The organism is Cytophagales bacterium (assembly GCA_033344775.1).
Lineage (GTDB): Bacteria > Bacteroidota > Bacteroidia > Cytophagales > Cyclobacteriaceae > JAWPMT01.
On the sequence record JAWPMT010000002.1, the window covers coordinates 1 to 12,864 of the forward strand.

The following is a 12,864-nucleotide window of genomic DNA, read 5'->3' on the forward strand; positions in this document are numbered from 1 at the left end:
CTACGTACGGTTAACAGGAAGAGCTCACGATACTGTTCTTGATGACGGCAAGACAATTGAGGATTCACAATTAAGTGAAACTACAAAATCAGCTGGCGCCCGAGTACCAGTCTCGTACTACCTGCACACTCAACGGGATCACCGGTATTGATTACGTGGCACCCGGAACTGCCAAAACGTATTACTATAATTTGAACATCGCAGGTCAAAGCGTGACTGGGAAAATTCTTAATTGGACCATCGAAAGCGGCAGTGATTTTACCATTTCAAGAACTACTGATTTTGCGATTCACCATATTTTTTGGTGAGGATTTTTTACTGAAGAATGAGAAATTGTCGTAGAGAGGCCAGCAAGTTGGAGGAACCAATACTAATTACGATGTGAATTTAACCATCCGAGAAATTGCCTGAACCTCCTTGCGAGATTGATCCCATAACACCAACTTTTTTCGTTGACGTAAACACTGATTTAGAAGTATGTCCTGGAGATATTTTCGAAGCGTACGCTACCGAAAATGTAGGTGAAGGGTTTTATCGTCATGAATGGATATTTCCATCCAATGTGATGCAACTTGCTCCGGGCTATTCGAAATATCAGAGTCACGTGGAATTTGAGGCGACTGGTGGCGCCGGAAGTGCCATGCACATCCAATTGAACGCCTATTATCGATGCGTCAGTGTAGATAGATGTACAGGAGCGGTTACCCGGAGGTCAGCTGTCCGAACCAGTACGATCTGGGGAGGGAACATACAGAATTGCTCCGGATCAGGCCCAAAAATTTAATTTCAGTGAAAAACGCGTGTTGCCCTCGGGTAACACGTGTTTTTTACTATTGCGGATTTAAGGAGTTCCAACCTTATTTTTGGTCGATCAAAAGCAGAATTACCGGTCATTTCCTGACCTACATGGCCATTGAACATTGCCGATGGAATTGAGTAGGTCAAAGAAAGCCTTTAATTCAAAGCTTTCGCCTGCAAGCTCACGAGTTCGGGCATACTCCATCATTGCATTTTCCAGGAGATATTTTCCGGTGATATAACTCGTACCATATCCAGGCTGCCGTAGGTAAAGGTGTTGTTCGAATATCAATAACTCCTTTTTCCGTTTTCATCCATCCTCTGGGCGTGTATTCAGAATGGATGCCACCCGCTTCTTCCATGGTCATCATGTTGGCATGCGCATACAATGAACCCAATCCTCGGGCGGCACGCTGTGCAATCATGATATAGACAATCTCTCGAACACGTGGATTATCATCATATAAGCCCGCATCCATGAACATTTCTTCCACGGCTGTGGCAGTTCCTTCATTACGCGAGTCGAAGATGTTATACAACAAAGGGCCTTTTCGAACTGCTCGTTTATTGGGGGTGATGTCCATTCGGGCCAGTTCAAACCAATGGTAAAAATGACAATACAAGGGTCTGGGATCATGGTGCGCCGTAATCCAGAAGAAGTTTCGGGTTTCCCTGGGAACAAATCCCCCAAGATGTCGACGCAATGCCGGCCCGAAGTAATCTGCAACTGTGACAATTTCTTCTTCACTCAGAAATTTCATCAGGCTGGCCGCAGACCTTTCTGCCAAGGCATTATACGCTTCCGGGGAATCAACTGCTTCAAGTTGAGGAAGTTTACGGTTACGATGTTCCTCTAATTTTAGGCTGGACCATGCCCGGGCCAATTCTCTTTTTAGGATCATTACTTCGTCCTCCCAGGATAAAGGCACCAGGTGTACATTTTGCATGTACCACGAATAATTCTCTTTGCCAATACCTGATGGGCCGGTTTTTGAAGATGCCTGTTCTTCAAGCCAGTTGACAAGATCGTTGGATGCGGCAATGGCTGCATTGATGGCTTTCATTAGTTTTTTCCTTTTTGCCACCCCCTCTGCATTTTTCATATCCGTCAATACTGATGATTGTGTCTTGATGTCTCTGATTCCAGCGACCCAGAGGTCACGCGCATTACCAGTGAGGTTTTGTTTGGCTTGTGTATTTAGTGGTGGGATCACGCTTAAATCCTTGATCAACCGTTGTTCAGCTTCGTCGGACAGTGGGAAATTATAAGTCCACAGCTCAGTGGTGGCATGGTGTGTGGGTCCTTCATGGGCCGGAACATCGCTTCGATAGGTCCATACAGATTTGTAAAATGCGGGATCCCTAGCCCAAGGCTTAAGTATCCGATGATTAAAGTCGAAACCATTCATCTCTGCCCAGATGATCGTCCAATCTACTTTGTCAGGAACCGACCATCCTGTGGTGTCTATGCCGTTTAGTTTTTCCTGCAACGCTTTGAAAGCGGGCATTCTTTGATCGAACGTCTCTTTTCGATAATCAGGAGCTCCGTTGTGCATTGCGGGCTTCTCGAAGCTTCGCCATTCGGCAAAAAATTGTGCCAAAGAAGTTTCAGGTGATTGTGCTTCAATTGCGAAGGAAAAGCTGAAAGAAATGAGGAACAAAAGAGCGAAAACGGGGAAAGAGCGACGCATAATTTGATTGGTTAGGTTAATCGAGGGAAAGTTAATACCAAATCATTCCAGTGAAATGAAAATTTTGGCAGTGGTCAATCTTTTGGCTTGGTGGAATGAATGTTTACCAACTATGGTGCAATCCAATGTGCATTTTTTGAAACAATGCTTAATTCCCGGATCACAAGTATTTCTCGCCTTCTTCTCGCGTTCGAATTTCTCTGGCCGGACTACCAAAAACTACAAGATTTTCTCCAAAGTTTTGCAATACCGTAGTGCCAGCTCCGATTACCGTGTGAGCCCCAATCTTTATTCCATGAATGATGTTTGCCCCTAGACTTACTGTAGAGAAATTTCCAATTTGGACATTACCTCCCACGGTAGCGCCAGGGGCGAGACTTGCGTAGGCTCCCAAATGGCTGTCATGGTCCAGGATGCTATTGGAACCCATAATGGTAAAATCACCTATACGAGCATCGCTATTAATGACGGCACCTGCAAGTATGGCCACGCCTTTGCCAAAGACTGTCCCTTTTCCAATTTGAGCCTGGGGGTGAATCGCATTGGCCCAATGAATATTTGCATTATTTTGTTCCAACTGCTTTTTAACCCTCGACCTGGTCCAATTGTCTCCGATGGCTATGAAGACCTCAATATTTGTATTATCGGTGAGAAAGGAGCTTATGGCTGCCGTTTTTCCCAGTAGTTTATGGCCAAGAACTTCCGTGTCTTTCGAGATTCGGTCATCAAACAGGCCCAGGATTTTGTAATTCCCTATCTGTTCGAATACATCGATGATCACTTTCGCGTGCCCCGAAGCACCAACAATGATGAGTTTGTGTTTGGTCATTCTCTTTCAAAATTAGGGCAAGTCGAGGGTAACTATGCGTTTCAAATGCTGCCAAATGCCTGACATGAACTGTCACTAGCCATTAGAATTTACAAATCCTGCCAGTTTTGGTGTTCCTTGCTTATCTTTAAATGGTTGACCTAGCCACCGCCATGAGACTACTTCTTGCCACTATGTGCATCGTATGTTGCTATATACATACCATTGCACAACTAACGGATCTTGATCCCTATTTAAAATTTTCAACGCTCGATTCGCTCAATGAGTATGTTGAGCAACAAGACCTCAGCAACAGGATGAGCGACAGCATTGTAGCAGTCTGGCACCATCGCCAATCTGACCATGCTCGCGATGTAGCTGACACAGAATTGCTTGAATTCCATCTTGGCAAAACGGAAGAAATCAGTGAACGCCGACATTTCATGGAGCTGCTGATTACCTGCAAAATAGATTGGTCAGATCAATACCGGATCAAAATGGATGGTCCAAAAGGGACGGCAATGATTGAAGAAGCCCTGGAACTTAGCCGATCCAGTGACAACCGACTAATGGAAGGTGTGGCTTTGAAAGCCTGGGGAAGTATGATCGAGCATGTTGATGCTGATCCGGTAAGGGCCATTGAGAAGTTATTGCTGGCGCGGGAAATTTTCGATGAATTGGAAAACGAGCTTCAATTGGCAGACCTGGACTTATTACTAGGGATCTTGTATTCCAATAACAAAGACAGTGAAAAGTCCCTGGTATATTTCAGAAACGCATTAACCTATTTTAAAGAGGTAGGCAATGTAATGATGCAAATCAGGTTACGGATCAACTCGGCCTTAAGTTTGAGTCGACTGAATCGACGAGAGGAGGCTTATCGAGAATTCATAGAAGTAGAAAAGATCATTGAACCTGATATGGTGCTGGCCAATGCATTCTTCAATATCAATTTTGGAGATTTACTGATTGACATGAAACGAGCCGAAGAAGCGCTACCTCGTGTAAAAACGGCAAACAAAATATTTACCAGCATCGAAGATCGCTACGGGATTGGGATCACGAAGTATCATCTTGGAGAGATCTATTATGAGCTAGGGAATTACAATAAATCTATTACGTTATTAGAAAATGTACGTGACAGTATTGATTATTTTGGACTGGGGAATTCAGGATCCGTATTCAATGACCTTGCGTTAGCTTACGCTGGAAACAAGCAATTTGAAGCAGCTTATGATGCGGCCATTACTTCACTTCACCTTAAGGATTCTGCACGCCGCGCACAAACCAAAAAGGAAATAGGACTGCTGCAAAAGAAGTATGAATTGAGTCGAAAAGAAGCGGAAAATGAGAAGCTTAGACACGATAAAGAAATTCAGGAGGCCCAGATTGCCAGACAAAAGGATGTGAATCTTGCTATATTGGTTGTGACTGGTGCTTTGGCCATTTGTGCTGGGTTTTTCTTTTGGTCACGGCGGAAAACCCAACGACTTAATCATACGATAGCCGAGCAATCACAGAAACTGGAAGCGATCAATGAGGCCAAGTCTCAACTATTTGCGAATATCTCACATGATTTTCGTACGCCGCTGACGCTCATTAGTGGACAAACGCATTTGTTGTTGGATGACTATCGGGATATCCTGCCTGAAGATGCGCTTTCCAGGATTCAAAAAATTAGCTGGAACAACAATAAGCTGATTTCCCTGACGGAAGAGATTAGAGAATTGATCAATCTGGATTCAGGCAATATCAAAGTAGATACCACTCCTTATGACTTACGTGCCTTTTTGATTTTGCAGGTTGGCTTGTTCCAATCGGCAGCTGAGGAGAAGGAGATTATCCTCGAAACTCAGTTTGGCGAAAAGGAAGTTTGGTCAAAAATTGACGTATCTAAATTTGAAAAGATCATCTTTAATTTACTGTCGAATGCATTGAAATTCACGAGTAGCGGAGGCGAGATCATGGTGTCCTTATCGCAGGAGGGAAGTGAAGCCATCATCAAGGTGCAGGATTCAGGAATTGGCATAGAACAAAAACACCTGGTTCACATCTTTGATCGCTATTATCAGGTGGATCATAAGGAATATAATATCCGACAGGGACTTGGTATTGGTTTGGCCATTTGCAAAGAATTGATGGACTTGCATGACGGAGATATCTCGGTACGGAGTGAGTTGGGAGTTGGGACTACTTTCGAAATTAGAATAGGTTTAACAGCCGAAATTCCTCTCGCACAGGAAGAGGTAGAAACTCCTGATGTTTCACTAAGAGAGGAGACCAACAAGAAACCGATCCAACCTGTTCGAGATCCCTCTAAGCCTGCGGTTTTGGTTGTAGATGACCACCCACAAATTCGAAACTACATCTCGGATGTCCTTGCTGACGATTATAATATTTACCTGTCTAGCAATGGCTGGGAAGCCCTGGAATTGCTCAAAAAGCAAAAGATCAGTTTAATCATTACTGACCTGATGATGCCCGTCATGGATGGTTTTGTTTTGATCACTTCTTTGAAGAAGGAGCCAGACTTCAAACACATTCCTGTGATTGTGGTTTCTGCCCGTTCTTCTGTTGGCGATCGGGAAAAGGCACTGGAAATGGGGGTCAATGACTACATGATCAAACCATTCAATGCACGAGAATTCAAATTGAAAGTAGCCAATACGGTACAGACGCAGCAAACTACTGAGCAATTACCAGAACCACTTCAGAATTACAACCTCGAGAAACTGGAGCAAGAGTGGTTGACCAAACTTTCTGAGATAGTAACTTCTCGTATCGATCAACGGATCACCAACCAGATGCTGGCCAATGAATTGGCAGTAAGCGAAAGAACCCTGTTCCGCATGATGAAGGATTTGACCGGTTTAACTCCATTGGAATATGTAAAACAATTGAAGTATCAGTTTGCTCGCAAACTCCTTACCCGCGGCAAAGTGAAAAGCCTGAACGATGCGGGGAAGGCCATCGGGATCACCAATGTGACTCGTTTCCGTACGCAATACAAGGAGTACTATGATGAGGAGCCTTCAGTGAAAGTATAGTTGTAAACCTATAAGGTCTTTTCATACTGTAGATTAAGACCTTATAGGTTTAAATCTACAGTATCTCGAGAGCAACCGATCTCAATCAGTAAACATTTTTCGAAGATTACCCCACCAATAAGTACATCAAGAGAAGGAAACCCAATAGAAAAGCATAGGTGTGAGTGAGACGTGCGATCAGTGCTTTTTTGGTGTGGGCATTGAATTCCCTCCAGTGCTTGATGTACTTAATCAGTGGATGTAGGTTTTGGCTTTGGCGGATCATAGGGACCTTTATAGTTGGGTACTAAGGTGCCACTATTTACTTTTCAGATGCTGCCAAAAGATGGACAAAGGCTGTCAATTTATTACTATTGACCATTCAAGGGTTTTCCATGCAACTCGGAATACCATTGTTCAGTAGCATTCCAAAGGTTGAGTTCCACTTGATTCTTTTTCCTATCCGCCCTGATGATTAGTACGGCGCCAGTTGTTGTGAGTGCCGCCCCGGCGGTAAATGGCCATAGTACCGGGCGATCTTCACCTTCATCGAAGGTACTTACAAGAAAATTGAACAGCGACGCAAGAAGCATTACTGTACCCACTGACCCGGTTAGTGCGCCATAGAACTGCTCTGTATTTGCCTTTCTATTGAGATCCCAGGCCAGGTTTAATGCCTGGTTGGCCGCTTCATTCTGTCCACTGTAGAATTCCACATAAAAGTTCTTTTTTTGGTACCAGCGTTTTCTTTCTGGCCGTCGAAAATCTTCCGATCCCGAGTAGAGCTGATCAGTGATTTCCGAAAGACGTAATGCAGCTGCAATTTGGATTTGCTTACGAGATTGGGTCTTGAGCACAAATCCATAAGCTAAACCTGGTGCGCCGATATAAGATATTACCGGAATAGATGTTATGACTCCACCTGCAATAAGCCAGCCATTGGCATTCTGATTCTTAATGAAGGCTTTATGCAAGTACTCATTGACCTGAAGATCTTCTCCTTCGTAGAATGGATCAAAATTGTTCCTCTTGAGCAATTTCAATTCACGATTTTTAGGATTGAAATAGTATTCCTGGGCCTGTAAATAAGCCGTATTGAGTACTAAAGCAAGTATGATCAGTTTTCTAAGCATAGCCAGTTTTGTTTAAGAAATTCAAGATGAGGCTTTTTTTGCAAACCACAAAACATATCAGGATTCCAAAGAAATTCTAAGAACGTATTCTGATCACCTGGTTCGTTTTACCTCATTCATGTCGTCATACCATTGATAAGTAGCCGTTTGTAAATGCCGGTAAGCCCTGGTACTTGATTTACCGGATAAGGAAAAGAACTTTAATCCGATGCTGCCTAAAACTACGGAGGAAATGAATGGGACTAAAACGTTCCTATCCGTTCGGTTATCTCTTGCAAACGCATTAGCGAAAAATTTATCGCCAGCGATGATCGCCAGGGTGGTGCCGACCCCTCCGAATATGGTCATCCATTTGCTTTGCTTTCGCGCCATCTGGTGATGTTTGATTGACAATAATAATTCGTCGTTAATGGCAGGATTGGAACCATCGTAATACTGGACATGGAAGTTTTTTCGGTAAAACCACCGGGCATTAGGACGTTCTCTGAAGAACTCTGAACCTGAATATGTCTGGCCATTGGTCAGTTGATAATTCCTTGTAATGGTGGCCTGCCAAAACATTTTTCTACCCTTACCCTTGATGATCAATCCTGCCGTAACGGCGATGGGGCCTGCGATGATACCCACCACGAACAGGGTAGATACCAATCCGCTCACCAGAAGTACATTGCCTACCTTTCTTCGCTTTCCTGTCAGTTCGAGTAGGAGATTAATATCAGGGTTTTCCCAGTCATAATGTTGGTCGAAAAAATGTCCTTTGACTAATTTGAGCCTGGACTTTTTTAATTGGAAATCACTGTCCTGTGCAAATGTAAAATTACACGCCATGCACAGCAGAAATGCACCTATCAGTTTGGTCATTGTCATGAATAAGTTGCTTTGGTTCGAAAATACACCACTTATTCAGAAAATAAGAGTTTTTTAACATCTAGTCTGCAAAGTCTCTGGTAAAATTTTAGGACGGTTTCAAATCATATTTTTGGACGCCAAATGCCTATAAAATTTCCCGAGAGGAGTCAATTTACATTTCTTCTTGTTGATAGCCGCGAAAAACATGTGTTTCGCACCACTTGGCACTACGAGATCGATTCTATTGAATTTTTGGAGTAATTTGAAAGTTCGGACATTCTCCTTGTCAGGCGTCCAATCCTCAAAGCCTGGAACGTTTGCTATATCAGGTTCGAATGATGGATCAAGCTTAAAATGAGTATTGGAATCTTTGAATAGTATAGGAAGCTTTCTGAGCTGTTCTTTGGTGATTTGAGAAGCGACTTTTCTAAGAACAGTGAACCTCCGAACATTCGTTTTAAAGATGGGCCTTTGCACATTTTTACCTAAAGACTTGTCGATATGTGCGTATAAACTTCCAGGTGTTATTTCTCCAAGAATATTGCTTGCGCTTCCGTTCATTGCATCGATAACTAAATCCGTAAAAATACTTCGTTGGCCTTTCTTTGCCCTGGATACTTGACCTCTAGATGAGGCGGCCAGAATGGTTACCCCTTCTTTCAATTGTGAATAGCCTGAGGAAGTCTGATCGTCTCCAAGTTTTCCAGCATAGCAACAATCGAGGATTACGATTGTGCTCAGTGCTTTTGATCGATTTACAAGCTTCAGCAAATCATCCATGGAGTATCCATCTTCACCCTCGAGGTTTTCGCTGGTATTTAAATAACCTCCTAAGCTGTTAATGAATCCGTGCCCGGAAAAGTAAAGCAGGGAGACTTCTCGTGGCTCTTCCAGAAATTCTTTAATGATTTGTCCCAGGTCTTTTTTGTTCAATGCTGTTTCAGGTGAATTGGCTACATAGGTATCAACCTGGAAATTCCGATCTTTTTTTCTGTTTCCATCAAATGAAAGAACTTCACTCATTCCCTGAGCGTCCAATTCACAACTATGGAGTGAATCAAAATTTTGGTAATAATCTATTCCAATAACTATCGCTTTTCTGGACATGACTTTTTATTTAGTTTTTTAATTATTACTTGTTGAGCCATGAATCAATTCGTGTGTAATCATGTGTAGATTCATGTATTCGGATACGTTTCATATCCACCTGATCCCTGGTTTCATCCAGTGTGATGTAAGGGTAAACTTGTAACAGGTCTTTACCTTGATAAATAGCATTCTTACGTTCAAGAATGGGTAAAATGGCACATTTACCCACAAGTCCATCCATGTATCCAAGTTCCCAAGGCATCCATCTTGATCGTGAAGAGGCAACGGAAGTAGCATAGATTAAGCATTTGGACTGCCTTAGTCTTTCTCGAATGATTTGAATTGAATGTTTTGTAATGGATGATCTTTTCAGTTCAGGATCTACAATCCAGTCTACATAGACGTCAAGGTTGATTGACTCTAACTCTAGTATAAGAGATTGGATAAACTCCTTATCGCTGTAACTATGTGAGAGAAAAACATCGTAAGAGTTTTTAGCTCTAAAAGAATTAATGAGTTGTTGTATTTCTTCCGATGATGTCCCGTCTAACCTGTTCCTTAAATATTCTTTCGTGTAAAATGCCATAGCTCTGATCGTTCCTTGTTTATACAAAGCTTGGAAGATCTTAACGCTAGCGGTACACTGAAAAATGGGATTTTGAATATCGTTAGTATCAAGTAGTTTTTGCTAACTACCTAATTACCTAAAGTAACCTTTTTCGAAAGCGAATTTGATTAGTTCTTTTGTGTTTCTACTTCCTGTTTTGCTAATGAGATTTCTTCTGTGAGTTTCTACTGTGGTGGGAGCAATGAACAACATTTCGGATATTTCCAAACTTGTATGCCCGTTTGCAATGAGTGGTAAGATCTCCTTTTCTCTTCGGGTAAGTTTGATTTCGCCAACGATATTAGTTGATTTTAAGCTTTCTAGTAGTAATTGCTGCACGTCTTTGCCCATATACGAATTGCCATTCTTAACTTGATGAATGGCAGTCAGGAGTTCATCGAATCCATACTTTTTTAACACATACGCGTCTACTCCAATTTCCATGAGTTGTCTTACATAACCCATCGTATCATACTGTGTTAACACAACAATCTTTATATGGGGGTATTCTTTTTTGACATAGACAGCTACTTCATCCCCCGACATCTCAGGCATTTCAATATCAATGATGATTACCTCAACTTCTAAATTTCGTTTGATTAAGTTGATTAGCTCTTTACCATTGGAAGCAGTACCAAGAATATCAATTTCAGGGTCTGAGCCGAGAATCTTTTTTACACTTTCTTGAAGTAGTTGGTGATCATCAACATATAGAATCTTAATCATCAGACAAATTTGTTTGTGGAAAATCAATTGAAATAAAAGTGCCTCGACCTGGATTGGAATCAATGTGTAAAGAACCACCTAACTGCTCAGCTCTGGCAGCAACATTAGATAAGCCCATTCCAGGACTTGTTCGGTTATTGAGGTTAAATCCTATGCCGTCATCCGAGACGCTTAAGTTATAGTTGTCTTCTTGTAATACGAATTGTATTTCGATATGATTTGCTTTGGCATGCTTGAGAACATTCATGACGAGCTCTTGAATGATTCTGAAGAGTGTCACTTCGCGCTCCCTGTCTAAAGGATCATCAATGCCGAAATGGTCAAAGTCCATTTTGACGAGATTTCTTTTTTCAATGGTATGAACCAAATCTTCAATGGCGGCAATGAGCCCGAATTGTGCAATTACACCAGAATTTATATTGTAGGCAATCTTCTTTACCTCTTCACGCGCCTGATCAATTAAGCCTATGGCTTCATTGTAACTACTGATACTGGATACCTTCAACTTTTCAAGATCATCCAATACCGATTGATAGTGAATTTTCACCATGGTTAGGGTATTCCCAAGACGATCATGTAGGTCTTTTGCAATTCGATTGCGTTCCTTATCCTGACCCTCTAAACGAGCGTAATTGTATTCCTTTTCCTGTTTGTTGATAAGGTCTATTTTTTCTTGTTGTGCAAGAATGGTGTCCTTCTCCGCGATTTGAATTTGTTTTTTCTGTCGATAGAATAAAAAAATCAGAAAGAAGAGTATGATAATGAGAATCACAGCCACCGTGAGGAATTGGATCAGTGTTGTTTGCCGTTGGTTTTCTGCTCTGATCTTATCCATTTCTACTTCGGCAATTTTTTTATCCCTTCTCAGTATTTCTTTCTCATTCTTTTCCTGGATATAGTCTTCCTGCAATTTCACAGATGCTTTGAAACTGTTGATTAGTTGGTCTTTTATATCCAGAAATTTGTTGCGATAATCAAGTGACTCCTTGAATTTTCCCAGCGCATCATAGGACAATGAAAGGCCATTGTAAATGTCAATTAGATACTCTAATTGTTTATTTGCTTCTGTGCTGTTCAGTGCGGTTTCATAATGTTGGATAGCTTTCGAATACTTCCCCTGACGATAATAAATATCACCCATGTTGATATACGACTCACTAAAATTAATGCCGCCCGATGCAACGCGGTAACTATTGATGCTAGCATTGAAATAATTCAGTGCGGCATTTAATTCGCCCATTTTCATACTCAAAACACCCATATTATTTAACCTCTTACTATCAACTTCTACACCTGTTTGAAGCAAAAGGTCAATGGAGTGTTGATAGTAATATCGAGCTGAATCATAATTTCCTAGCTTGAAATACGCGATACCCATGTCGTTGAAGACGTTAGATAAGTTTATCGGATTGTCATGATGCTGGAAAAGTCGGGCGGTTTGGGCAAGAAAGGATAATGCTTTTGGTAGATTATCGACGGCCAAATAGTAATTGCCAAGATTTTGTAAGGCATATCCTTTCAAGCTTGTATTATTAGTGGAATTTCCCAAATCCAGGGATTTCAGGAAGCAATTAAGCGAAGCATCATACGCTCCTTGCTTTTTAAGAATAATGCCCTGGTTGATTAACGCATTTCCGAGTTGAGCATTGGATTGGGTGATTTCGAAGCTTTTAATTGCCTGATTGGCATGTATGAGTGCAGAATCTAACTCATTTAATTCCAGGAGAATCTTGCTGTACTGATGACTTGCTCTGCCCAGGCCATAGGTTTGTTCATCTTTTTGTCCTTCAAGCCTCAAAATGCCCTGGTAAATGCTTTTAGCCTGAATGAAGTCATTGTTATAGAATATCGCCAGACCTAATCTGTTTAAACTGGTTATTAGTCGTTCTGAATCATTCAGGTTGCTACTCAAAGTTCTTGCCTGACTGCTGTAATTGATGGCAAGGTCAGGGTTAGAATTTCGATTGATCCATGCTAATTCATTAAGTAGATCAATTTTTGTTGTGTCATGTTGGGCTTTTTGATAGAGCAGAATAAGACTATCCGTTAGTTGTTGATTGGCTACCCCGTGTAGGCAGATAGATAAGCAAAATGCAAATGAGATATAATTACGCTTCATTTCTCACATTAATGAAAG

General features: G+C 41.7%; 11 protein-coding genes. 3 read left to right on the forward strand and 8 right to left on the reverse strand.

Annotated features, from left to right (window positions below; translation table 11 throughout):
• Positions 1-74: 74 nt before the first annotated feature.
• A complete protein-coding gene (locus R8G66_04675; protein MDW3191630.1) occupies positions 75-308 on the forward strand; it encodes a hypothetical protein in 234 nt (77 codons plus the stop codon).
• 95 nt (positions 309-403) lie between these two features.
• Positions 404-784 (forward strand): hypothetical protein, encoded by a 381-nt coding sequence (locus tag R8G66_04680; protein ID MDW3191631.1) that lies wholly within the window; start codon positions 404-406, stop codon positions 782-784.
• 196 nt (positions 785-980) lie between these two features.
• Here the strand turns inward: R8G66_04680 and R8G66_04685 are convergent, their stop codons facing one another.
• Both R8G66_04685 and R8G66_04690 read right to left on the reverse strand, forming a co-directional pair.
• Positions 981-2,489, reverse strand: a complete 1,509-nt coding sequence (locus tag R8G66_04685) for a hypothetical protein (protein MDW3191632.1) — start codon at positions 2,487-2,489, stop codon at positions 981-983.
• Between the two features lie 160 nt (positions 2,490-2,649).
• Entirely contained in the window at positions 2,650-3,318 is a 669-nt protein-coding gene (locus R8G66_04690; GenBank protein ID MDW3191633.1) for an acetyltransferase, read from the reverse strand.
• A 152-nt stretch (positions 3,319-3,470) separates the two neighbouring features.
• On the opposite strand from R8G66_04690, the gene R8G66_04695 reads away from it, so the two are divergent.
• Positions 3,471-6,344 carry a response regulator gene (locus tag R8G66_04695; GenBank protein MDW3191634.1) on the forward strand — a complete coding sequence of 958 codons (2,874 nt, stop codon included), beginning with the start codon at positions 3,471-3,473 and terminating at the stop codon, positions 6,342-6,344.
• Between the two features lie 350 nt (positions 6,345-6,694).
• Here R8G66_04695 and R8G66_04700 read toward each other — a convergent pair whose 3' ends face one another.
• From R8G66_04700 to R8G66_04725, 6 genes are all read right to left on the reverse strand, one after another.
• Entirely contained in the window at positions 6,695-7,456 is a 762-nt protein-coding gene (locus R8G66_04700) for a hypothetical protein (protein ID MDW3191635.1), read from the reverse strand.
• 93 nt (positions 7,457-7,549) lie between these two features.
• A complete protein-coding gene (locus tag R8G66_04705) occupies positions 7,550-8,317 on the reverse strand; it encodes a hypothetical protein (GenBank protein ID MDW3191636.1) in 768 nt (255 codons plus the stop codon).
• 105 nt (positions 8,318-8,422) lie between these two features.
• Positions 8,423-9,412, reverse strand: a complete 990-nt coding sequence (locus R8G66_04710; protein MDW3191637.1) for a caspase family protein — start codon at positions 9,410-9,412, stop codon at positions 8,423-8,425.
• Positions 9,413-9,437: 25 nt separating this feature from the next.
• A complete protein-coding gene (locus R8G66_04715) occupies positions 9,438-9,980 on the reverse strand; it encodes a TIR domain-containing protein (protein MDW3191638.1) in 543 nt (180 codons plus the stop codon).
• 114 nt (positions 9,981-10,094) lie between these two features.
• Positions 10,095-10,727 carry a response regulator transcription factor gene (locus R8G66_04720; GenBank protein MDW3191639.1) on the reverse strand — a complete coding sequence of 211 codons (633 nt, stop codon included), beginning with the start codon at positions 10,725-10,727 and terminating at the stop codon, positions 10,095-10,097.
• Positions 10,720-12,846 carry a sensor histidine kinase gene (locus tag R8G66_04725; protein ID MDW3191640.1) on the reverse strand — a complete coding sequence of 709 codons (2,127 nt, stop codon included), beginning with the start codon at positions 12,844-12,846 and terminating at the stop codon, positions 10,720-10,722. Before R8G66_04725 ends, R8G66_04720 begins: the two co-directional genes overlap by 8 nt.
• Positions 12,847-12,864 lie beyond the last annotated feature (18 nt).

Bases quoted from the DNA above. Each gene is read 5' to 3' on its own strand.
- R8G66_04720 (MDW3191639.1), bottom strand. From the start codon at position 10,727: ATGATTAAGATTCTATATGTTGATGATCACCAACTACTTCAAGAAAGT.
- R8G66_04685 (MDW3191632.1), bottom strand. From the start codon at position 2,489: ATGCGTCGCTCTTTCCCCGTTTTCGCTCTTTTGTTCCTCATTTCTTTC.
- R8G66_04725 (MDW3191640.1), bottom strand. From the start codon at position 12,846: ATGAAGCGTAATTATATCTCATTTGCATTTTGCTTATCTATCTGCCTA.
- R8G66_04715 (MDW3191638.1), bottom strand. From the start codon at position 9,980: ATGGCATTTTACACGAAAGAATATTTAAGGAACAGGTTAGACGGGACA.
- R8G66_04700 (MDW3191635.1), bottom strand. From the start codon at position 7,456: ATGCTTAGAAAACTGATCATACTTGCTTTAGTACTCAATACGGCTTAT.
- R8G66_04705 (MDW3191636.1), bottom strand. From the start codon at position 8,317: ATGACCAAACTGATAGGTGCATTTCTGCTGTGCATGGCGTGTAATTTT.
- R8G66_04695 (MDW3191634.1), top strand. From the start codon at position 3,471: ATGAGACTACTTCTTGCCACTATGTGCATCGTATGTTGCTATATACAT.
- R8G66_04690 (MDW3191633.1), bottom strand. From the start codon at position 3,318: ATGACCAAACACAAACTCATCATTGTTGGTGCTTCGGGGCACGCGAAA.
- R8G66_04710 (MDW3191637.1), bottom strand. From the start codon at position 9,412: ATGTCCAGAAAAGCGATAGTTATTGGAATAGATTATTACCAAAATTTT.